The organism is Collinsella sp. OM04-5 (assembly GCF_003439125.1).
Taxonomy (GTDB): domain Bacteria; phylum Actinomycetota; class Coriobacteriia; order Coriobacteriales; family Coriobacteriaceae; genus Collinsella.
In genome coordinates this window covers 133,217-155,008 of the sequence record NZ_QSUU01000006.1, presented here as the reverse complement: position 1 = coordinate 155,008, position 21,792 = coordinate 133,217, and the positions used below count along the sequence as shown (strand labels likewise).

Annotated in this window: 24 protein-coding genes and 1 tRNA gene; 19 read left to right on the top strand and 6 right to left on the bottom strand. The window is 63.1% G+C overall.

The genetic code is table 11. The features are described from left to right. Positions 1-157 precede the first annotated feature (157 nt). From DXB53_RS05315 to hisE, 11 genes are all read left to right on the top strand, one after another. A complete protein-coding gene (locus DXB53_RS05315) occupies positions 158-994 on the top strand; it encodes a sugar phosphate isomerase/epimerase (protein WP_117583624.1) in 837 nt (278 codons plus the stop codon). A 169-nt stretch (positions 995-1,163) separates the two neighbouring features. Continuing rightward, positions 1,164-2,879 carry an ATP phosphoribosyltransferase gene (gene hisG, locus DXB53_RS05310; RefSeq protein ID WP_117583623.1) on the top strand — a complete coding sequence of 572 codons (1,716 nt, stop codon included), beginning with the start codon at positions 1,164-1,166 and terminating at the stop codon, positions 2,877-2,879. A 106-nt stretch (positions 2,880-2,985) separates the two neighbouring features. Then, the gene (hisD, locus tag DXB53_RS05305) at positions 2,986-4,422 is read left to right on the top strand and encodes a histidinol dehydrogenase (protein WP_117583622.1); all 1,437 of its coding nucleotides are present in this window, start codon (positions 2,986-2,988) and stop codon (positions 4,420-4,422) included. Position 4,423: 1 nt separating this feature from the next. Beyond that, positions 4,424-5,539, top strand: a complete 1,116-nt coding sequence (gene hisC, locus DXB53_RS05300) for a histidinol-phosphate transaminase (RefSeq protein WP_117583621.1) — start codon at positions 4,424-4,426, stop codon at positions 5,537-5,539. Next, positions 5,540-6,127, top strand: coding sequence for an imidazoleglycerol-phosphate dehydratase HisB (gene hisB / locus DXB53_RS05295; RefSeq protein WP_117583620.1), 588 nt, complete (start codon positions 5,540-5,542; stop codon positions 6,125-6,127). It abuts the gene before it with no gap. Between the two features lie 77 nt (positions 6,128-6,204). Then, positions 6,205-6,906 (top strand): imidazole glycerol phosphate synthase subunit HisH, encoded by a 702-nt coding sequence (locus DXB53_RS05290; RefSeq protein ID WP_233503818.1) that lies wholly within the window; start codon positions 6,205-6,207, stop codon positions 6,904-6,906. Further along, positions 6,903-7,646, top strand: a complete 744-nt coding sequence (locus DXB53_RS05285; RefSeq protein WP_117583618.1) for a HisA/HisF-related TIM barrel protein — start codon at positions 6,903-6,905, stop codon at positions 7,644-7,646. Before DXB53_RS05290 ends, DXB53_RS05285 begins: the two co-directional genes overlap by 4 nt. 3 nt (positions 7,647-7,649) lie before the next feature. Then, positions 7,650-8,432 (top strand): imidazole glycerol phosphate synthase subunit HisF, encoded by a 783-nt coding sequence (gene hisF, locus DXB53_RS05280; protein WP_117583617.1) that lies wholly within the window; start codon positions 7,650-7,652, stop codon positions 8,430-8,432. A gap of 160 nt (positions 8,433-8,592) precedes the next feature. Then, positions 8,593-8,934, top strand: a complete 342-nt coding sequence (gene hisI, locus DXB53_RS05275) for a phosphoribosyl-AMP cyclohydrolase (protein WP_117583616.1) — start codon at positions 8,593-8,595, stop codon at positions 8,932-8,934. Continuing rightward, positions 8,931-9,158, top strand: a complete 228-nt coding sequence (locus tag DXB53_RS05270; RefSeq protein ID WP_117583615.1) for a hypothetical protein — start codon at positions 8,931-8,933, stop codon at positions 9,156-9,158. The genes hisI and DXB53_RS05270 overlap by 4 nt, the downstream gene beginning before the upstream one ends. 15 nt (positions 9,159-9,173) lie before the next feature. Further along, the gene (gene hisE, locus DXB53_RS05265; RefSeq protein WP_117583614.1) at positions 9,174-9,491 is read left to right on the top strand and encodes a phosphoribosyl-ATP diphosphatase; all 318 of its coding nucleotides are present in this window, start codon (positions 9,174-9,176) and stop codon (positions 9,489-9,491) included. A gap of 27 nt (positions 9,492-9,518) precedes the next feature. Here hisE and DXB53_RS05260 read toward each other — a convergent pair whose 3' ends face one another. Beyond that, on the bottom strand, positions 9,519-10,430 hold the full coding sequence (locus tag DXB53_RS05260) for a PHP domain-containing protein (RefSeq protein WP_117583613.1): 912 nt from the start codon (positions 10,428-10,430) through the stop codon (positions 9,519-9,521). Between the two features lie 301 nt (positions 10,431-10,731). On the opposite strand from DXB53_RS05260, the gene larC reads away from it, so the two are divergent. The 6 genes from larC (at position 10,732) to DXB53_RS05230 (ending at position 16,141) form a co-directional block, all read left to right on the top strand. Continuing rightward, the gene (larC, locus tag DXB53_RS10120; protein ID WP_233503817.1) at positions 10,732-11,217 is read left to right on the top strand and encodes a nickel insertion protein; all 486 of its coding nucleotides are present in this window, start codon (positions 10,732-10,734) and stop codon (positions 11,215-11,217) included. Between the two features lie 53 nt (positions 11,218-11,270). Beyond that, positions 11,271-11,819, top strand: coding sequence for a phosphodiesterase (gene yfcE / locus DXB53_RS05250; protein WP_117583611.1), 549 nt, complete (start codon positions 11,271-11,273; stop codon positions 11,817-11,819). 2 nt (positions 11,820-11,821) lie between these two features. Then, on the top strand, positions 11,822-12,682 hold the full coding sequence (mazG, locus tag DXB53_RS05245) for a nucleoside triphosphate pyrophosphohydrolase (protein WP_117583610.1): 861 nt from the start codon (positions 11,822-11,824) through the stop codon (positions 12,680-12,682). Between the two features lie 189 nt (positions 12,683-12,871). After that, positions 12,872-14,161 (top strand): phosphopyruvate hydratase, encoded by a 1,290-nt coding sequence (eno, locus tag DXB53_RS05240; protein ID WP_117583609.1) that lies wholly within the window; start codon positions 12,872-12,874, stop codon positions 14,159-14,161. 196 nt (positions 14,162-14,357) lie between these two features. After that, complete coding sequence (locus DXB53_RS10115; protein WP_229028219.1) at positions 14,358-15,119, top strand: hypothetical protein; 762 nt, start codon at positions 14,358-14,360, stop codon at positions 15,117-15,119. Between the two features lie 20 nt (positions 15,120-15,139). After that, the gene (locus DXB53_RS05230) at positions 15,140-16,141 is read left to right on the top strand and encodes a hypothetical protein (protein WP_117583608.1); all 1,002 of its coding nucleotides are present in this window, start codon (positions 15,140-15,142) and stop codon (positions 16,139-16,141) included. A 153-nt stretch (positions 16,142-16,294) separates the two neighbouring features. Here the strand turns inward: DXB53_RS05230 and DXB53_RS05225 are convergent, their stop codons facing one another. The 3 genes from DXB53_RS05225 to DXB53_RS05215 all read right to left on the bottom strand — a co-directional run bounded on the left by DXB53_RS05225 (position 16,295) and on the right by DXB53_RS05215 (position 18,808). Next, a complete protein-coding gene (locus DXB53_RS05225) occupies positions 16,295-17,581 on the bottom strand; it encodes an ATP-binding protein (RefSeq protein WP_233503816.1) in 1,287 nt (428 codons plus the stop codon). A 487-nt stretch (positions 17,582-18,068) separates the two neighbouring features. Continuing rightward, a tRNA-Leu gene (locus DXB53_RS05220) sits at positions 18,069-18,153 on the bottom strand. 31 nt (positions 18,154-18,184) lie between these two features. Then, positions 18,185-18,808 (bottom strand): hypothetical protein, encoded by a 624-nt coding sequence (locus tag DXB53_RS05215; RefSeq protein WP_117583606.1) that lies wholly within the window; start codon positions 18,806-18,808, stop codon positions 18,185-18,187. 163 nt (positions 18,809-18,971) lie between these two features. On the opposite strand from DXB53_RS05215, the gene DXB53_RS05210 reads away from it, so the two are divergent. Continuing rightward, entirely contained in the window at positions 18,972-19,259 is a 288-nt protein-coding gene (locus DXB53_RS05210; protein ID WP_055252380.1) for a PTS sugar transporter subunit IIB, read from the top strand. A gap of 11 nt (positions 19,260-19,270) precedes the next feature. Continuing rightward, the gene (locus DXB53_RS05205; RefSeq protein WP_117564907.1) at positions 19,271-19,645 is read left to right on the top strand and encodes a VOC family protein; all 375 of its coding nucleotides are present in this window, start codon (positions 19,271-19,273) and stop codon (positions 19,643-19,645) included. A 76-nt stretch (positions 19,646-19,721) separates the two neighbouring features. Here DXB53_RS05205 and DXB53_RS05200 read toward each other — a convergent pair whose 3' ends face one another. Next, positions 19,722-21,017: a cell wall metabolism sensor histidine kinase WalK gene (locus tag DXB53_RS05200; protein WP_117583605.1), complete on the bottom strand. Its 1,296-nt coding sequence runs from the start codon at positions 21,015-21,017 to the stop codon at positions 19,722-19,724. Then, entirely contained in the window at positions 21,001-21,786 is a 786-nt protein-coding gene (locus DXB53_RS05195; RefSeq protein WP_117583604.1) for a response regulator transcription factor, read from the bottom strand. The genes DXB53_RS05200 and DXB53_RS05195 overlap by 17 nt, the downstream gene beginning before the upstream one ends. Between the last annotated feature and the right edge of the window lie 6 nt (positions 21,787-21,792).

Below are 21,792 nucleotides of genomic sequence, written 5' to 3'. Positions count from 1 at the left end.
ACCGACCGCCTGGCTCGCTACTACGAGACGGTCACCAAGCACAACCTCAAGTACCGTCGCTACTATCACCAGTTCGACTACTAAGAGCAAATAACGTTTGTGTAATTGGGCCTCGCTCCTATATGGAACGGGGCCTCGCTTGGGTTGGAGAGTAATTATGAGCTATCCCCAGCTTGCCGTCATGAATATCAGCCATCGTTATTTTGACCTTGAGGAGTTCTTTTCTTCGGCGTCGGCTTCGGGCTACACGTGTTGCGAGCTTTGGACCGGGGCGATGCATCTGTATGTCGATTGCCATGGATACGATTCGCTCGAGCAGGTGCGGGAGCTGTCACACCGGTATGGGGTTCGGGTTGTGGGGCTTTGTCCCGAACAGAACAACCCCAAGCCGTGGAATATCGCGGCGCGCGGGAATGAGGCGCGTGCCCGCACGCTCGCGTACTTTAAGAACGTTGTGGATATCGCGGCGGAACTTGGAGCCGAGCAGGTCATGGTCTCGAGCGGCTGGGCATTTTTGAACGAGCCGATCGAGGACGCGTGGGGTCGCAGCGCCTCGATGCTGCGTGCGATTGCCGAGCATGCGGGAGAGCGCGGCGTGCGACTGGTGCTCGAGGCCCTACAGCCGGTTGAGTCGATGATCGTGAACTCGGCGGCCGACACGAAGCGCATGATCGAGGCAGTTGATCATCCGGCACTTAAGGCGTGTCTGGATTTGGGCGCTATGGCGGTGGCAGGGGATACCATCGACGATTATTTCGATCTGCTTGGCGATGATGTCGCCCACGTGCATTTTGTCGATGTTGCGGCAGACGGCACGACGCATCTTGCTTGGGGTGACGGCGACCGCGATATGCGCGCCGACCTAGATAGGCTGGTGGCGCGCGGCTATCGCGGAGTTGTTTCGGCCGAGACCTATGACTGGCGCTATTTTGCCAATCCCGCGGCAGCCGACGCTCAGGTTATGGCGGAGTACCGACGCGCGATTGGCGCCTAGGTGGGGTCGGGCTGCGGCAACCTACCCTATGTTTCCAGATGAATACGGTGTGAGCGGCTGCGACGGATTTTCCCCGCAAGCACTCTAGTATGCTAAAGTACCCAGAAGACCGGCGGAGCTATGCCGGTCTTCTGCTCTATATGAAACACAGCATGAGGAGGCTCACCAGATGACGGCCACACCGTGGGGATTCCGGGACATATTGCCCGAGGAGGCTCAGGCGCGCGAGGAGATTGCGCTGACGGTGAAGGGCTGCTTCAGGGAGCATCATTACCTTCCGGTCGAGACGCCGCTGCTCGAGGACAAGGGTTCGCTCGAGGAAGGCGGCCGCATTGCGGACACGCCGTTTAAGCTCTTTGATGACGACGGTCGCCTGCTGGTGGTCCGTCCCGACAACACATTGCCGATCGTTCGTCTGGTTTCGACCCGCATGCGCGCGGCCGACCTGCCCCTACGCCTTCGCTACGAGGCGCCGGTGGTTCGTGAGTGCCAGCGCAATGCCGGCGGCTCGCGCCAGTTTACACAGCTGGGCTTTGAGCTTATCGGTGCGGGCGACACCGCGGGCGATGTCGAGATTGTCTCGCTCGTGGCCGAGGCCGTGCGCAAGCTGGCGCTGCCCGATGCGCGCATTATCGCAGGTAGCGTGCGTCCGTTTAAGGAGCTGCTCGCGGCGTGCGAGGATCGCGAGCTGGCTGCCGAGGCCCTGCGCTGCGTGCACGCCAACGACTTTGTGGGCCTCGATGCCCGCGTGGCGGCAAGCGCCGAGTCCGATGCCGTCAAGGTTGCCATTAGCGAGCTGCCGCGCTTGCACGGCGGCGCCGAGGTACTCGACCGCGTCGATGTGCTTCTGGCGGCGGCGGGCATCGTCGCGCCGCTCACGAGTGAGCTGCGTGCTCTGGTCGAGGGCCTGGCTCCCGGGGACGCCCAGGTGCTGTCGTTCGACTTCTCCATCATGAACTCTTTCGATTACTACACGGGCCTGGTCTTTAAGGCCTATGCCGGCGGCCTGCCTGACCCGGTCGGTTCGGGCGGCCGCTACGACTCCATCTTTACCGGCGCATTTGGCGACGGCATCGAGGTGCCGGCGGCGGGTTTCGCCTTTTCGCTCGAGCGTCTGGAGGCCGCGTGCACCTCGGCCGAGGACGCCGCTTCCGATGGCGACCACGCCGTGGGCCGTGGCGCCGAGGGCCCGCTACGCATCGCCGTGCCCAAGGGCTCGCTCAAGGCCGACACGCTCGACGTGCTCGAGGCCGCGGGCTTGGATGTCTCGGAGCTGCGCGATCCCGGCCGTCACCTGATCGTGCGCGGCCGCGACACGCGTGCCGGCGAGGGCACGGTCGGCGATATCGAGTTTGTCATCGTGCGTCCCAGCGATGCGCCCGCCTTTGTGGGCTGCGGCGGTGCCGATTGCGGCATCTGCGGTTGGGACTCGCTTATCGAGGCAGACCTCAACCTGCTGCAGCTGGTCGATCTGGGTTACGGCCTGTGCACTTTCATTGAGGCGGAGCCCGCGTGGCGCGCTGGTCAGGCTGAGCGCAACTATGCCCGTCGCGGTTCGCTTCGCGTGGCAACCAAGTACCCGCGCATCGCGAGTGCCTGGTATGCCGAGCGCGGCGTGAATGTCGACATCGTTTCGCTGCACGGTAACATCGAGCTGGGCCCCATCGTCGGCATGACCGATCGCATCGTGGATATTACGGCCACGGGTGCCACGCTGCGCGACAACGACCTGGTCATCACCGGCCGCATCATGGACTGCACTGCCCGCTTCTTTGTCAACCCGGGTGCCGCGCGCTTAGATCCGCGCGTGCGTAATCTGGCAGATCGCCTGGCCGCGGCCGTGAAGGACAAGCATTTTGAGCCCGTCGCGGGCTCGGCACAATAGCGCGAGCGCGCACGGGCGCCCCAACGTCCGGGCTGCGGGCCGATTGGTGCCGCCGCCCGGTCTCTCGTTTTTCGAACTAAAACCTCGACCGATAGGGGATACCGATATGAAGACTATCAAGCTTGCTCCCGGTGAGCGCCTCGTTACCAACCAGCTCAACCGCAAGGGCGTGCTGCCGCAAAACATCGTCGACGCCGCCCGCGATATCGTGGCCAACGTGCGCGCCAACGGCGATACCGCGGTGCGCGATTACTGTCAGCGTTTTGACGGTGTTGAGCTGCAGAGCTTCCGCCTGCCTCAGGAACAGATCGATGCCGCGCTCGAAGGCCTCGATCCCGCTTTTGTCGTGGCGCTCGAAAAGGCTGCACGCCAGATTCGTGAGTTCCACCAGCGCGAGGTCGAGCAGAGCTGGTTTACCACACGCCCGGACGGCACGATGCTCGGCGTTAAGGTGACCCCGCTCGCGGCGGCCGGCATCTATGTGCCGGGCGGCCGCGCGCAGTATCCCTCCACGGTGCTCATGAATGCCATTCCCGCCAAGGTGGCCGGCGTCAAGCGCGTGGTCATGGTGACCCCGCCGCAAAAAGACGGCCTGATCAGCCCTTACACGCTTGCCGCGGCAAAGCTCGGCGGCGTGGACGAAATCTATATGGTGGGCGGCGCCCAGGCTGTGGCCGCGCTGGCGTACGGCACCGAGACCATTCCGCGTGTCGACAAGATTACCGGCCCGGGCAACGCCTTTGTTGCCGCCGCCAAGCAGATTGTCTCGGGCGACGTCGGAATCGATATGGTCGCTGGTCCCTCCGAGGTCTGCGTGCTGGCCGATGCCACGGCCAAGCCTATGGTGGTCGCGGCCGACCTGATGGCCCAGGCCGAGCACGATCCGCTGGCAGCCTGCTATCTGGTGACCTGCGACGAGCAGTTTGCGCACGAGGTCGAGGCGGGCATCGATATTCTAGTGGCGCAGTCGCCGCGCGCCGAGATCACGCGCGCCTCGCTCGATAACGAGGGCACCATCGTGGTGGCCGCCGACATGGCTGCCGCCGTCGAGGCCGTGAACACCGTGGCTCCTGAGCACCTTGAGCTGCACTGCAAGGACGCGATGGGCCTGCTTGGCGGTATCCGCAACGCCGGTGCCATCTTTGTGGGCGCTTGGAGCTCCGAGCCACTCGGCGATTATGTTGCCGGCCCCAACCACACGCTGCCGACCGGCGGCACGGCCATGTTTTCCAACCCGCTTTCGGTGGAGGAGTTCGTCAAGCGCTCGAGCGTCATTTGCTATACGCCCGAGGGCCTGCTCTCCGACGCTCCCGCTACGCAGCGTCTGGCCGAGGCCGAGGGCCTGTGGGCACACGCGCTTTCGGCTGCGCTGCGCCGCCGCATGCTGGAGCAGGGCGAGGATGCCGTGAGTGCCGAGTCGCTGGCGGCGGCCGACCTGACTAAGGTTGCCTGGCCGGGCGACGCCGTGGCGACGGTTGCCGAGGGCGTGGACCTGGCGGCGGCTACGGGCGGTGCCGCTGACGCGACCGGTGAGGAGGTCTAACATGACCGAACTCACGCCGCGCATGAAGGAGCTCGTCCAGCCCTACTTGACCGGCATCGAGCCCTACGATCCCAACTTTACGCCCACGCGCATCAATCTTTCGGCCAACGAGAACACCTATCCCGTGCCGGCTGGCGTGCGCGAGGCGGTCGACGCGGCACTCGCCGCCACGCCGCTCAACCGCTATCCCGACCCCATGTCCAATGACCTGCGCGACGAGCTTGCCGCTTGGCATGGCGTGGCACGCGAGAACATCTGCGTGGGCAACGGTGGCGATGAGCTGCTCTATAACTACCTGCTGGCGTTTGGCGGCGCGGGGCGAACCCTGCTCAACTGCCCGCCGTGCTTTAGCGAGTATGCGTTCTTTGCGTCGCTTTGCCAGACCGAGGTGCGCGACGTGTGGCGCGACCCGTCGACCTTTGAGCTCGACCAGGCTGCCGTGCTCGCGGCCGCACCCGAGTGCAACCTGGCGATCGTGACCTCGCCCAACAATCCCACGGGCGACGTGGCGCCGCTCGACTTTGTCGCGGCGCTGTGCGATGCGTGCCCCGGCATGGTGATGGTCGACGAGGCCTATGTTGAGTTTGCCGACGATTCGTTTGGCGCGGCCACTACGGCGCAGGGACTTATCGCCGAGCATCCCAACCTGGTGATTCTGCATACACTGTCCAAGGCGTTTGGCGCCGCCGGCGCACGTCTGGGCTACGTGATCGCGGCGCCCGAGGTCATCGACGTGTTCGCGGCGATTCGCCAGATCTATTCGGTCAATGTGCTGAGCCAGGCCGCCGCGCTTGCCTGCGTGCGTGCCCGCGATGCCTACGCGCCCGTGGTGGCGCAGGTCGCATCCGAGCGCGAGCGCGAGCTGTGCGCCCTGCGCGCAATGGCTGCCGAGGGCATGCCCGTGGAGGCATGGCCGAGCGCGGCGAATTTTGTGCTCGTGCGCACGCCGCATGCCACGCGCGTGCGCGAGCGTCTGCGCGACGAGTATTCGATTCTGGTGCGCGACTTTAGCTATGCGCTGGGGCTTGCGGGCTGTCTGCGCATTACCGTGGGTACGCCGCGGGAAAACGACGAGGTGCTGGCTGCGTTTGCCGCGCTGGTGAAGGAGGAGATGTAGATGGGCCGTTATGCCGAGGTAACCCGTAAGACGGGGGAGACCGATATTGTCGTCAAGCTCGACCTGGATGGAACCGGTGCGTGTGATATCTCGACCGGCGTGCCGTTTTTCGACCACATGCTTAACGCCTTTGGCCGCCATGGTTTGTTTGATTTGACGGTGCGCGCGGTGGGCGACGTCGAGGTCGATGCGCACCACACCGTTGAGGATACGGGCATTGTGCTGGGCGAGGCGTTTTGCCAAGCGTTGGGCAACAAGGCGGGCATTACGCGCTTTGCCGATGCGGCGATCGCCATGGACGAGACGCTCGTGATGGCCGCCGTGGACATTTCGGGTCGCGGCCAGGCCTACTGCGAGCTGCCCGTGCCGACCGAGCGCGTGGGCAGTTTTGATACCGAGCTGGCCGTTGAGTTCTTCTATGCCTTTGCGCGCGATGCCAAGCTCACGCTGCACGTGCGCGAGTTGGCGGGCGGCAACTCGCATCACATTATCGAGGCCGCCTTTAAGGCCGTGGGCCGCACAATGCGCCGCGCCTGCGAGCTCGATCCCCGCGTGCAGGGCATCCCCAGCACCAAGGGCTCGCTGTAACCGATACAAGGGTAAAACCACCACGAAGGCGCCTGTCCCCTTTGTGGTGGTTTTGAATGGGAAAAGGGAGGGGTCGCGTGGGCGAACCGAAGATCGTGGTGGTCGACTACCACAAGGGCAACTTGTCGAGCGTCGTGCGCGGGCTTGCGCGCGCCGGTGCCGCCGCCTGCACGTCGGATGATCCGGAGCAGATCCGCAACGCGGACGGCCTGGTCATCCCGGGCGTGGGCGCGTTCTATGACGCGATCGCCTTTATGCGTCAGAGCGGCGAGGCGGACGCGGTGCTCGATGCCGTCGCCGCCGGAACTCCGCTGCTCGGCATCTGCCTGGGCCTTCAGCTGTTTTTTGAGCGCGGCAACGAGGGCGTGCCTGCGGACGAGGGCGTGGTCGCCGACGGTAACGCCCCCGAGCAGGCTGACGGCCCCTGGGTCGATGGCCTGGGCATCATGCGCGGTTCGTGTACGCGCCTGGAGTCGAGTCGCCTGAAGGTGCCGCACGTGGGCTGGGACCAGGTGCACATGACGCCCGCCGGTGCGGCCGATCCGCTGCTTGCCGGTTTTGCCGAGGGCGCCAACATGTACTTCACCCACAGCTACGCGGTGGCCGACGACGTCGATGCCGCCGATGTGCTGGCACGCACGCACTATACGCGGAGTTTCCCGTGCATCGTGCGCCATGGCAACGTGTGGGGCTGCCAGTTCCATCCCGAGAAATCCTCCGCGCTGGGTCAGCGTATCCTTAAGAACTTCGTCAGCATCGTCGAGGAGGTTGGCCGATGATTCTGTTTCCCGCAATCGATCTGATCGGCGGCAAGGTCGTGCGCCTGGAGCGCGGCGACCGCAGCCGCTGCAAGGTATATTCCGACGACCCCGTGGCCGTCGCCCGCTCGTTTGCCGAGCAGGGCGCGAACTGGGTGCACGTCGTCGACCTGTCCGCTACCTTTGGCGAGGACGAGGACGCGTGCGCTGCCAACTCGGCGGCGATTAAGGCTATCTGCGGCGTCGACGGCCTGTCCGTGGACGTGGGCGGCGGCGTTCGCTCGCTCGCACGCATCGACGAGCTGGCTGGCTACGGCGCGCGTCGTATTGCGCTGGGCACCGTGCTGGTGACCGAGCCGGGTTTTGCTGAGGTGGCAGCCCAAGGCTTTGGCGAGCTGCTGGTGGCTGACATTGCCGCACACGACGGCCAGGTCAAGGTGAACGGCTGGCGCGACGGCACGGGCGTGGCGCTCGACGATGTCGTGGCGCAGCTTTCCGAGCTGGGCTTTAAGCATCTGGTGTATACCGACATCGCGCGCGATGGCATGCAGACGGGCATCGATGTGGCGGCGTATCGCCATGTGGCCGAGGTCGCGGGCTTTCCCGTCGTGGCGTCGGGCGGTATCTCGACGCTCGACGACATCCGCGCGCTGGCCGCGGTGGGCGAGGTCGCGATTGAAGGCGCCATTACCGGCCGTGCGCTCTACGAAGGCAACTTTACGCTGGCACAGGCGCTGGCCGCCGCCCGAGGGGAGGAGTAGCCCATGCTTGCCAAACGCGTGATTCCCTGTCTGGACGTCAAGGACGGCCGTGTGGTCAAGGGCGTCAACTTTGTGAGCTTGCGCGATGCGGGCGATCCGGTGGAGCTGGCGCGTGCCTACGACTGCGAGGGTGCGGACGAGGTCGTATTTCTGGACATTACCGCCACGAGCGACAACCGTGCGACGACTATCGAGATGGCGGCGCATGCGGCCGAGGAGCTGGCCATTCCCTATACCGTGGGCGGCGGCTTTCGCGACCTGGCGGGCATGCGCACCATGGTTGCCGCCGGTGCCGACAAGGTGTCGCTCAACTCGGCGGCCGTGCGCGATCCGTCGCTGATTAGCCAGGCTGCCGCGGCGTTTGGCAGCCAGGCCGTGGTCGTGGCGATTGATGCCAAGCGCGTGGGGCTGCCCGGGGAACCGGGCGCCGATAAGTGGGAGGTCTTTACGGCGGGCGGCCGCAACGCTACGGGTGTCGACGCGGTGGCGTGGGCCGAGGAGGCGGCTCGTCGCGGCGCCGGCGAAATCCTACTGACCAGCATGGACCGCGACGGCACCAAGGCCGGCTTCGATTTGGCGCTCACTCGCGCCGTGGCGCGCGCGGTACCGATTCCCGTCATCGCAAGCGGCGGCGTGGGCACACTCGAGCATTTTGCCGAGGGCGTGATCGAGGGCGAGGCCGATGCCGTTCTGGCGGCGAGCGTCTTTCACTTTGGAACCTTCAGCATTCGCGAAGTCAAAGAGTATATGGCCTCTCAAGGTATTCCTGTGAGGTTAGACTTCTAATGCTGCGGGCTTCGCTGCGGCTTGCCCAGGCGCCGCATCTTGCCGCTCAAACCGTCGATCGCGTACCAAAGTACGCGTCGCTCCTCTTTCGCGGCAACCTGCGGCACCTGGACAACCCTCGCCGACCTGTGGGGTTTACGGTAATTACTTGGGAGAAATGATGACTGAGGTAATAGAAGCGTCTGATCTTACGTACGACGCCCGCGGGCTGATTCCTTGTGTGGTTCAGCAGTATGACACCGGTGAGGTGCTTATGGTTGCTTGGATGAACGAGGAATCGGTGGGGCTGACGCTCAAGACCGGCACCACGTGGTTTTGGAGCCGCAGCCGCCAGGAGCTCTGGAACAAGGGCGCGACGAGTGGCAACATGCAAGAGGTCAAGGAGCTCTGGGCCGACTGCGATAGCGATACGCTGCTGGTCAAGGTGGACTCGCCGGGCCCGGCCTGCCATACCGGCAACCGTACCTGCTTCTTTAAGCGCGTGGAAGGGGGAGTGCGATGAAAGTCGTGACGCCGTTCGAGGTCGCCGACTGCAACACCGAGCTCCTCCGCGCGGGCGTGCCATGCCGCGTGCACCTGACTGATGCCTGCGGGGAGCAGTCGCTTTGGCTCGAGGCCGAGAAGGAAAGGCTCGATGAGGCCCATGCCGTCATCGTCGAGTTCTTTGAGAAAAAGGGCGCAAAGCCTCGGTTCGATGAGACCGGTACCTACTTTACGCTGCAGTAACGAGAGGAAATAACCATGGGAGTCAGAACAGCTAACGTGCAGCCGGGAAATATCGGCGAGACGCTGACGGGTCTGGCCGAGGTGATTCACGGTCGTCGCGATGCGTCGCCACAGGAGAGCTACACCGCCCGTCTGCTGACCGACGTCGAGGACGAGCTGCTCAAGAAGCTTGCCGAGGAGGCGAGCGAGGTGATCATGGCCTGCAAGGATAACGACCACGATCACATTCGCTACGAGGCCGGCGACCTGATCTACCACCTGCTCGTGACGCTCGAGCGCTACGGCATTACCCTCGACGAGCTGGCCGGCGAACTCAACGCCCGCCGCCACTAGTTATTGGGGACGTTCTTAAACGACTAGTTAGGCGAGGGGCGTGGACTCCCATTCGCTGGTGGCGTGGGGGATGTCGAAGGTTCGATAACCGCAGTCGTAGGCGTGGGCCTGAGCCTCGCGAATGTTCCAGCAGATGTCGCAGGCGCGGTGCGCGTCCGAGCCAAAAGTGATTGGCACCTCGGCGTGGGCGAAGCAGCGCAACAGCCCCGTCGAGGGGTAATAGTCGTCGAGGCCCTTACGCGGTGCGGCGGTCGAGACTTCGACACGGCGACCCGTATCGTGCGCGCACTCGGCCACCTGCCCCCAAAACGGCGCCGGGTCAAAATCGGGCGCAAAGCCCTCCTTCGAAAAACGCATGACCAGGTCGGGGTGGGCCATCACGTCAAAGTTAAGCGAGCTTTCGCAAGCACGGCACCAGTCGTCGACGTAGTGTTCCCATACGCCGCGTACGCCTAAGTTTTCCCAAACATGCAGGTTGGTATCGTCGTCGATCCAGCCACAAAGCGAATCGGGCGTATCGGGGCGAGCGACGCTCTCTGTTCCCGCCGTGCCCGCGGCGCCGGCCATGATATCGCCCGGGTCGCCAATCCAGTGCACGCTGCCCAAGCGCACCACGGCGCTCGCTGACCAGCGCTCTACCAAGGGCTCGCAGCCCTCGTACCAATCGCATTCAAAACCGTAGATAAAGGTGAGCTCCGGCGCAATCTGCGCGGCGAGTTTGCGGGCGTCCTCAAAGGCCAAACGATGTGCCGGCAAGTCGCCCTCGACGACCTGCACCTCGCAGTTGGCATCCATGCTGGCGGGCAGGGTGAGGTGGTCGGTCGAGACCATAACGCGGCAACCGGCCGCAGCAGCGGCGCGGACGTTGTCCTCAAACGAGGCATGCCCGTCCGAGAACGAGGTGTGGGTATGGCAATCGACCAGCGGGCAGGCGGGCATGGCGACTCCTTTGCGTCAAGCGAATTCGCTCCATTGTAATGGCGCAACTCTCAAAACGCCGGGCACGTCGGGGGTCGAAATCGATTGGAAGGGCTGCGCGGCGCGCGGTGCGGCCTCGCTTGCGCTCTCAAAACGTGTACATCAGCCTCCAAAACCGACAAAAAATGACATGTTTGGAGGCTGGCGTACATGTTTGGATGAGGACGAGGGCGACGACGGACGAAAGTCGCGCCTGTGCCATGTCCGATGTGCTAGCGTTTGGATGAACAAAACGAGCCCGTGTGGAAAGGACCCGGACCGTATGCAATGCGATAGCAAATCCCCGCTGTCCCGCGAGACCGATGCGCCCGAAACCATCATCAAACTGGAATGCGACATCGACGACGCGTCGCCCGAGGTGCTCGCCTACGCCGCCGACCGCCTGCGCGAGGCGGGTGCGCGCGAGGTGTACTGGCTGCCCGTCTATTGCAAGAAAGGCCGTCCCGGCTGGCAGCTGCAGGTAATCTGCGCCCACGAGGACATCGAGCGCCTGCAGACGATCATCTTTTTGGAAACCACGACCAATGGCATCCGTCGCCAGGTCATGGAACGCGTTTGCCTGCCACGCCGCTTTGAGCAGGTGACGACGCCATGGGGCGAGGTGTCCGTCAAGGTGGCCACCCTGCCCGACGGCAGCGAGCGTGCAGCGCCCGAGTACGAGGACTGCGCCCGCCTTGCCCGCGAGCACGGTGTGCCGCTCCAGCGCGTGATGCAGACAGCACAAGCCGCGGCTCTGCAATTTGAGTGACACGGTCGGCGACGCGCCACACCCACCTCATCAACCTCACCGAAAGGACCACCATGAAATACCTCATCGCCTCCGACATCCACGGCTCGGCATACTGGGCTGAGCGCCTCTGTGCCGCCATCGAGTCCGAGCAGCCCGACCGCATCGTTCTGCTGGGCGACCTGCTCTACCATGGCCCGCGTAACGACCTGCCGCGCGACTATGCTCCCAAGCGCGTAATCCCGCTGCTCAACGCCCTGGCCGACCGCATCATCGCGGTGCGCGGCAACTGCGACGCCGAGGTCGACCAGATGGTGCTCGACTTCCCCGTCATGGCCGACTACGCCACGCTGTTCGACGAGACCGGCCGCGAGCTGTTCCTGACGCACGGCCATGTCTTTGGCGCCGGTATGCACAACAGCGTCGACCGCGCGCCCGCGTTGCCCGAGGGCTCCGCGCTCGTCTACGGCCATACGCACATCAAGGTCAACGAGGAAAGCGCCGCGCACCCGGGCCTGTGGCTCTTCAACCCCGGTAGCGTGAGCATCCCCAAGGACGGCTCGCACAGCTACGGCATCTACGAGGGCGGCGCGTTCCGCCACGTGGTCATGGAGGAGGAGTAGCCATGGCGCAGCACATGGCTCAGCAAAATGCCGAGGGCTCGCGCGATCTGTCCACGCTGGTAGACGCGTCGACCGAGCTGCAGCATCTGGTGCAGACCATCTGGCGTCTGCGTCAGCCCGATGGCTGCCCGTGGGACCGCGAACAGACGCACCGCAGCATTGGCAAGAACATGATCGAGGAAGCCTATGAGGCGCTCGACTGCATCGAGGCCGATGATGCGGCACACCTTCGCGAGGAGCTGGGCGACGTGCTCATGCAGGTCGTACTGCATGCGCAGATTGCGGCGGACGCCGGCGAGTTTACGCTGGCCGACGTGGCGCACGATATCGACGCCAAGCTCATCCGGCGCCATCCGCACGTGTTTGGCGATGTGGATGCCGATAGCTCCGACGAGGTGCTCAAGATTTGGGACGAGGTCAAGCTTGCCGAGAAGGCCGCCAAGGACAAGGCCGTTGCGGCAAGCGAGGCGGCGCCCGAGGGCCTGCTCGACGGCGTGCCCACGCATCTGCCGGCGCTGATGCAGGCTCAGAAGGTGTCGCGCAAGGCGGCTGCCGTGGGCTTTGAGTGGGAGACGGTCCAGGATGTGTGGGACGAGGTCGCCGAGGAGCGTGCCGAGTTTGAGGCCGAGGCCCCTGGCTCGCCCGAGCGCGAAATGGAGTTTGGCGATCTGCTCTTTGCCCTGGTCAACGTCGCGCGCAAGGAGGGTATCGACGCCGAGAGCGCCCTGCGCGCGAGCACGGCCAAGTTTCGCCGTCGCTGGGCTGCGATGGAGCAGATGGCGGCCGATGCCCACGTGGATCTTGCCGAGCTTTCGACCCACGGCCTCAACGACCTGTGGGATGCCGCAAAGGCGGAGGAGTAAGACTGCGGGAACGACGGGCTGACACGCCTCATCGTTCCCGCTAAATTTTTCGAAAATCAAGTGTATCCCTCGGCTAACTTAGGGCATAATGCAAAAAGTGCGACATGGCTAACTTACGGAGGCGCACCGATGGTGCACGGTCAGCCGGTCGCTTGCATCCACTACGTTTCCAAGTGAGAGGGAGACAACATGAGCGATATTTTGGACGTTTACGGTCGCGAGGTGCTCGACAGCCGCGGCAATCCCACCGTCGAGGTCGAGGTTGTGCTCGAGGACGGTAGCTTCGGTCGCGCGATGGTGCCTTCGGGCGCTTCGACCGGTGCCTTTGAGGCTTGCGAGCTGCGCGATGGCGACAAGGGCCGCTATCTGGGCAAGGGCGTCTCTCAGGCCGTCGAGCACGTCAACAACGAGTGCGCCAATGCCGTCGCCGGCCTCGACGCCTTCGACCAGCGTGCCGTCGATGCCGCGCTGATTGCCGCGGACGGTACCCCCAACAAGACCAAGCTCGGTGCCAACGCCATCCTGGGCGTGTCGCTGGCCGTTGCCCGCGCCGCTGCCGAGTCGGCGGGCCTGTCGCTGTACCAGTACCTGGGCGGCGTCAACGCTCACCTGCTGCCCACGCCCATGATGAACATTCTCAACGGCGGCGTGCATGCCGACAACAACGTCGACTTCCAGGAGTTCATGATCATGCCGGTGGGCGCCCCGAGCTTTGCCGAGGGCCTGCGTTGGTGCGCCGAGGTCTACCACACCCTCAAGGGCGTGCTGCACGAGGCCGGCCTGGGCGGCGGCGTGGGCGACGAGGGCGGCTTTGCCCCCAACCTTAAGACCAATGCCGAGCCGTTCGAGTACATCACCAAGGCCGTGGAGAAGGCCGGCTTTAAGCCCGGCATCGACTTCATGTACGCCATGGACCCGGCCTCGACCGAGTTCTACAACGCCGAGACCGGCATGTACGAGCTCAAGGGCGAGGGCGTGGAGTACACGAGTGCCCAGATGGTTGATTACTGGGAGAAGCTCGTCGACACCTATCCCATCATCTCCATCGAGGACGGCATGGCCGAGGAGGACTGGGACGGCTGGGTTGAGCTCACCCGTCGCATTGGCAACAAGGTGCAGCTGGTGGGCGACGACCTGTTCGTCACCAACACCGAGCGCCTCAAGAAGGGCATCGAGCTGGGTGCCGCCAACGCGATCCTGGTCAAGGTCAACCAGATCGGCACGCTCACCGAGTCGCTCGAGGCCATCGAGACCGCCAAGGAGGCCGGCTACGCTTGCATCGTGAGCCACCGTTCCGGCGAGACCGAGGACTCCACGATCGCCGACCTGGTCGTGGGCGTCAACGCCGGCCAGATCAAGTCGGGCGCCCCGTGCCGCAGCGACCGTATCGCCAAGTACAACCAGCTCATCCGCATCGAGGACGAGCTTGAGGGCAGCGCGCGCTACGCCGGCAAGGCCGCGTTCTACAACATTCGCTAGGCACGCGGAGGTCGCGGGGGCGGGGAAGACTCGGATTTGCCTTGCTCCAGCCGGGCGCTGTTGAGCACCATTGGGCGCTGGGCCATATGACTCAGCGCCTTTTTTATGTCGAGCAAAGGCTGGCGAAGGCGGTGCGGGCGCTCGTGCTATAACTAGAATACTTAGCGCAAACAAACCTCAACCGCACAAGGCGCACATGGATCAGATTTACGACAACAGGTACTATTCCGCCGGTTCGCGTGAGCCGTCGCCTCGCCGTGCGCGCACGGTGCAGCTCGGTGGGTCCGCCTACGCCGGCGCCGACCGCTCCATGCAGCGCCCGACAAGTACCTCGCGCCCCAATGCTCAAGTGAATACTTCGACAGATGGACCAGTGCGCCCGGCACGTTCGTCGCATGCTCAGCGCTCGTCGGCTCAAACGCACGATAGGTCGAGCAGGCCTTCGAACCGTTTTTCGGGCTCGGACTTTATGCACTACGCCAACGACAACGCGGTGGTCAAGGCGATCTACGACTTTACCCACGGTCCTCAGCGAGGGCTATTCATCGGCATTGTCGTTGCCCTGGTGCTCGTGAGCCTGTATTTCCCCGTGCGCGATCTGTACGTGGCAAAGCGTTCGAGCGATATCTTGGCCAAGCAGGTCGAGATTCGTCAGCAATACAATGATGAGCTGCAAAAAAGCGTCGACAAACTGCTCTCGGAGGAGGGCATTAAGGATGCGGCGTCCGAGGATCTGGGCCTGGTGATGCCCGGCGAGAAGAGGGTTGAAGTGCAGGGCCTGGACGACGATTCGGATTCGTCTTCGAGCAAGAAGTCGTCGAACGCCAAGAAGGCCAGCGAAGTTGCCAAGGAAATCGAAGAAGTCGGTAAGGACGCCCCGTGGTACATCCAGGCGCTCGACATGCTGTTTGGGTTTAACGGTGTCGAGGGCCAGACGGTCGTGTCCAACGGCAAATAGCGCCCGGAGGGGAGCCCGCAATGGCAGATTGCAAACGATATAAGGTGGCGGCGATCGATCTGGGAACGGTGTCGTCGCGACTGGTGCTGGCGCAGGTCGAGGGCGGGGCGATCGTGGAATCGTCCAAGCATACCGAGATTACCGACCTGGGCGAGGGTGTGGACGCGACGGGTCGCTTTTGCGAGGCGGCGGTCGAGCGCGTGCTCGCTGCATGCCGCATGTTTGTGGACGAGGCGCGTGCCTTTGGGGCCGCGTGCATTTGCACCACATGCACGAGCGCCGCGCGCGATGCATCCAATGCCGCACTGCTGCTGGACGGTCTGCGTGAGCTGGGGCTCGAACCGCAGGTGATTCCGGGCGAGGTCGAGGCGCGCCTGACGTTTTTTGGCGTGGCGCACGACTTTGCCGGCGAGCGCATCATTGTTGCCGATTCGGGCGGCGGATCAACGGAGCTCGCGACGGGCGTCTATGCGCCGGAGCGTGGGGTCTTTGCGCTGGAGGGCGCGCGTTCGCTGGACATCGGTTGTCGCCGTGTGACGGAGCGATTTTTCTCGGCACTGCCGCCCGCACGCGGCGAGCTTACTGCCGCTGCCGCGTGGGCGGGCGAGCAGTTCGCTGCCTATTTTGAGGGCCTGCCGAGCAATTTTGAGCGCGCCGAACGCTTGGTCGCAGTGGGTGGCACCGTCACCACACTCGTGGCGCTCGTTCATGAGCTGGAACCGTACGATTCGAGCTTTGTGCACCTGCGCGAGCTTTCGCTGGATCAGGTTTCGGCCGCTATCGAGCGCATGTCTGCGTTGGATGCGGACGGCATCGCCGCTCTACCGGGTGTACAGCCCAAACGCGCGGGCGTGATCTTGGCTGGTGCCGTGGTAATCCGCGAGCTTATGCGAGCCGGCGGCTACAAGACGCTCACTGTAAGCGAGAACAGCTTACTCGCCGGCATGGCCGCCACCATCAACGAGGTTCTCGACGGCGCGACTCCCACCATCGCCTGGACCCCGAGCCTGAGTGCTCTTTAACCGTCTTCCTCTGAGTTGCGGTGAAATGCGGACTAAAATCGCCCTTTCGGGCCCCAACCAGTCCCTATTCCACCGCAACTCAACAGCCGGCACCTAGGGACGTTTTTTCTGCCGGCACCTGGGGACAGTCCTTGCTGAGCGCCTCCGCAGCCTTTATGCCAGTTTGTCGATTTGCCCAATTTCCCAAAGCGGAATATTGACGAGCGTGTCCTCGTCTCTATATGCCGCCAGAGAGCTCCTCACGCAACGCTCGAGTTTGAATTTTTCGCAGGCTATTTTCAGACTCTTCGCTTTAAGGTTCTCTGCCGCCTTGACCTCAAGCGGAAGCACGGTTCCCGCATGGTCGATGGCAAAGTCGGTTTCGGCATTGCCAGAGGTAGAGGACCAATACACGGGAGTTTTGTCCTGGATCAAAAGCTCCTGCGCGACGTATTGTTCGGTCAGCGAACCTTTGAACTCGGTAAAAACAGCGGATCCGTTAAGAACGATGGCCGGAGAGAGACCGGAGAGCGCTCCGAGGATGCCGGTGTCGATGCAGAACAGTTTGAAGCCCGAGAGGTCTTCGTAGCTCGAGAGCGGTGCCTTTAGAGCGGAAACACGTGGCACCTTATGAACGATTCCGTAGTCCGTGAGCCACTGGAGGCTTTCCTCAAAATCGCGTGCGCGCGCTCCGGGGCGAAGGGCGCCATAGACAAACTTCCTGTTCTCCTTGGCAAGCTGGCCGGGAAGGGATTTCCAAACCAACCTCATGCGCTCGACGATGCGGGCGGGTGCATGTTTGCCAAAATCGGATTCGTAAGCCTCGATGATTTGCTGCTGAAGCCTTCGGGCTTCAATGAAGTCGCGTGTCTCGGCGAAAGCGGAGACAACTTCGGGCATACCACCGACAACAAGGTATTCCTTGAGCAAGTGCACGAGCTTTTCGGTGACGTTTGCTAGAAGGTTCATGTCTGCGGCAAGGATGGCGTCGGCGAGCGGGTTGCCGTCGACGGCGCGAACGAACTCGGCAAACCCCATGGGACGCATGGTGAGCTGGTCGATTTTGCCGACGGGAAATGACTCGTTTTCGCGTCGGAGCGCGAGGCCCATATAGGAACCGGCTGCTACGATGTGGTATTCGGGTGCAAGCTCGTTGAAGTACTTGAGCGAGGTGATCCCGCGTGGCGCCTCTTGGATCTCGTCGAAGATGATGAGCGTGTCTGTCGGCGTTACGGTTTGGCCACGTAGGAGCTCTATCTGGGAGATGATGCGCTTGGGGTCGAGGTCCCCATCGAACAGCGAGCGTGTGCTCGGCTCGAGCATAAAGTCAAAACGAATGACGTTTCGATACTGCTGGCTTGCGAATTCGTTAAGAAGCCAAGTCTTTCCTGTCTGGCGGGCTCCCTTAAGCAAGAGAGGTTTGCGATTCGCCCTTGATTTCCAAGCGATAAGTTCACTCATAAGCTGTCGTTGCATATTGCCTCCCAACCCTCTCGGCTAGTATAAGGCCATTTGGGCGTTTCCATCGGAAAATGTGCGAGACAACCACGTTTTTCCATCGGAAAATGTGCGAGACAACCACGTTTTTCCATCGAAAAATGTGGGAGTGCCAATCTAAGTTGCGGTGAAAAAGTTCTTAAATGAGCTGGTAACCAGTCAAAACAGGAACTATTCCACCGCAACTTATCATCCGTGTCGGCATCCACAAGAAACGAGCCCGCGTCTCCGGGGGACACGGGCTCGTAAACAATGCGTGGTAGGGGCGGTGGGACGTCTGCGAATTTGCGCAGCAAATACGCACCGGCCTCGGTCGCCTGCCGGCGCCCTCGCCGGCTCGCTACAAACGCTCCGCGTTTGCTTAACGCTCGCCCCTCGCGGGTTCGAGCCCCACCGGCGTGCAAAAGAAACGGGCCCGCATCCCTGGGAGATACAGGCCCGTAAAAGCCAATGGTAGGGGCGGTGGGACTCGAACCCACAATCCTTGCGGCGAGAGATTTTAAGTCTCCTGCGTATGCCAATTCCGCCACGCCCCCGTGAGACTAGAAGTCTAGCACAAGCCGCCCGTTACGCGTTGACAGCCATCGAGTGCTGGCCCGACTTTTCCAAGTACTCGGCAAACTTGGCCTCGTCGCCCTTGTTCTTGTACTGCAGGGCCAGCAGGTATTCCAGGCGGCAGCTCTTGACCTTGTCGTCACCGGCCTCTTCGAGCATGCGCTCCAGCTCGGGAATGTCGTTGTGGCGCTTGAGGATCATCGTGTCGTACATCAGCTGGCATTCGTGTGCGACTGCCTCGGCCTGACCGCCCTCAAAGCCCTTGATCTCGTGCAGCAACTCCTTGGATTTTTTGCGGTCCTCCTGGCCAACGTAGTAGTTAAAGGCCTTAATGACCAGGTCGACGCGCTGCATCTTGGGCAGGTTGAGTCCCAGCAGCAGGTCGAACATCTCGCTGGCGCGCTTGTGGTCCTCGCGCAGCAGATAGGAGTTCAGGCGCAGGTAGTCGCGGTTGTAGCGCGGGTACAGCATGCTGGTGAGTTTGCCGTCGAGCAAGCGATCGAACTCGTCCCACTGCTTAGCGGCCATAAGCTGCTGCAGGCGTTTAAACGTGGTGCGTTTTTTGACGCTAAAGAACACCGACACGGCGATGCAGATGATAACGACGGCGGTCCAGAGGGTGCGGGAATCGGGCATATTAGGGTCCTTAGTCGCTCATAAAGCGAGCGGTATGGCAACACGTACTAGATGTATTATACGCAGCGCGCAAGCAAACTGGCATAAAAGCTCATCGAGGCTAAGTGCCATCGCTCGCTGCGGTACACTTACCTAAAGTAAACCATGAAGGGAGACATTACCTATGAAGAAGATCGTTTTGGCTTGCGGTGCTGGCGCTGCTACTTCCACGCTCGTTGCCCAGAAGGTCGCTACCATGCTCGACGCCAACGGTTATGCCGGCAAGTATGAGATCGTGCAGTGCGCCATCTCCGAGGCCAAGGACGCTTGCGACGAGGGCGCCGACCTGCTGATCGCCACCACCGTTGCCCCCGAGGGCCTCACCTGCCCGTACGTGAGCGGCGTGCCCTTCATGACCGGCATGAACCGCGTTGCCGCCGAGAAGGCCGTTCTCGACGTTATGGCTCAGTAGGCGCTGACTGCATGAGTGAGCAGAACGCCAACCCGGTAGAGCTCTTTGGTATGCGCGTTGCCCATGTGGGCATTAACGCCACCGACCCGGCAGACGCCCTGGAGATCGCGGAGCTGTTCTCGACGATGATGGGCCTGCCCGTCATCGAGACCCCCGTTTCGTACTTTAACGATTCGCTGGTCGAGATCATGAAGCAGAACGGTCGTGGCACCAAGGGCCACATCGGCTTTGCCGTCAACGACATCGATGCGGCGGAGAAGTGGTTTGCCGAGCGCGGGCTCGAGGTCAACGAGGAGTCGCGCGTGCTGCTGCCCGACGGCGGTACCAAGCTCGTGTACTTTAAGCGCGAGTTCGCCGGTTTCGCCGTGCATCTGTGTCGCGAGTAGCGCACAAGCTGCCATAGCTAGCAAAAAGGGATAGAGCCGCGTGGCTCTATCCCTTTATTTATGCCGAGGGGCATCCCTATCGCGGCAGGCGAATCGTAAAGCGGCTGCCGACGCCCTCGACTGAGGTCACGCCAATGACGCCGCCATGGCTGTCGACGATCCACTTGGCAATGGCAAGCCCCAGACCCGAGCCCTGTGCGCCGGCATCGCGTGCATTGTCGGCGCGGTAGAACCGTTCAAACGCGTGAGCTGCGGATTCCTGGTTCATGCCGATGCCCTCGTCCTCAACACTTATGTCGATCGTGCCCAAGCCCGCATTGGGCGTTATGCCAAATGCGACGGTCGTTCCCGCATCCGAGTACTTGGCGGCGTTTTGCACAATCACGCGCAGAGCCTGCTTCACGAGCGCCACGTCGACGGGCGCGTCGCAGCGCGGGTCGCTGGCAAGCAAGGCGTCAAAAGCCAGCCGATATGTGTGCTCGGCATCGATCATCTGCGATTCCTCGCATACCTCGCCGACCAGTGCGGCCAGGTTAGTATTCGCACGCCGCAGGACCGTGCGTCCGGCATCGCCGCGCGCCAAAAACAGCAGCTGCTCCACGAGCTCCTGCATATGCTCGCTTTCGGCCTTGAGCGAGGCAATGGACTCTGCCAGCACGTCCGGGTCGTCTTTGCCCCAGCGGTCGAGCATGTTCACGTAGCCCTGAATCACCGCGATGGGCGTGCGCAGCTCGTGGCTCGCATCGTTGACAAAGCGCATCTGCTGCAGCTTGGCCTCTTGCATCTGGCGCAGTAGGCGGTTGAGTGCAACCTCGATGCTTGCCAGGTCGGCGTCGCCGGTAGTGACGCTCGGCGAGTCGACGCTTGCGCGCTCGATGGCCTGCTCCAATGTTTCCATCTTGCCGCCGGAGAGCTGCATGCGGCCGAGTTCGTCCACGCGCAGGGCCAGGTCGTTGAGCGGCGCCATGGTGCGGCGCACGCGGCGGGCGCCGCCGAGCATGTTGAGCACGCTGATGACCTGCCAACTCACAACGACAAGGTAGAGAGGCCATAGCGCGACGAGGTCCTGCGCGAGGGGGAAAGTCTTGGTGGTACGCGCAAGCTCGACGGTATAGGTGAGCGTTGTCAGGTCCCAGCCGCGCGCGGGCGTCAGCGACATGCTGCGAACGGCGGCGCCGGGGATCCATCCTGCGGTAAACGCGCCGTTGGGCAGCGTCTGGTTGTATCCATAGACGAGGATCGCCACCGCAATAACCAACAGCAACAGATCGAGCCAGACGTAGCTCATCAGGCGACGCCACATATAGCTCCAGTTGATGGCGCGGGCGATGGAGGTGACGCGCTTGGCCTCGGCGTTACGCGCGGCAGACATAGCCCACCCCGCGCACGGTCTGGATGATGCGGGCACCGCCGGCGTCTTCGATCTTGGCACGCAGGTGCGCGATGTGCACATCGACGTTGTTGGTGTCGCCCACGTATTCGTAGCCCAGCGCCTCGTGCGCGATACGCTCACGCGTGAGCACGGTGCCGGCGTGTGCCATAAGCAGGGCGAGGACATCGAACTCGCGAGCCGTGAGCGCGATGGGCGAGCCACCGACCGTAACTTCGCGGCGGTCGGGGTCGAGCGCAACCGAGCCCACGGCGAGCGTGGCGGGGGAGGGCGAGGCAGAGGTCTTGGCCGAGTCGGTTGCCGGGGACATTGTGGCGATACCGGCGGCCGTGCCGCTCGCTACGCCCGCCCCGGCCCCGGCGCCGCCAACGCCCGAAGCCGCCCGCACGGCTTCCGAGCGCTTCAGCGCCACGCGGATCCGTGCGAACAGCTCCTCGATCGCAAACGGCTTGGTCAGGTAATCGTCGGCGCCGGCGTCGAGCCCGGCAACCTTGTCCATCACGGCATCGCGCGCGGTGACCATGATCACTGGCGCATCCTTGTGCTTGCGTATGCGCCGCAGCACCTCCATGCCGTTGAGCTGCGGCAACAGTACATCGAGCAGAATCAGATCGTAGTCGCGCTCCAACGCCAGGTCAACGGCGGTGCGTCCGTCGGCGGCGTGCTCCACCTGGTAGCCCTCGTGCTCCAGCTCGAGTGTCACAAAGCGGGCGATTTTCTCCTCGTCCTCTACGATCAGGATCCGTGCCATGCGTGC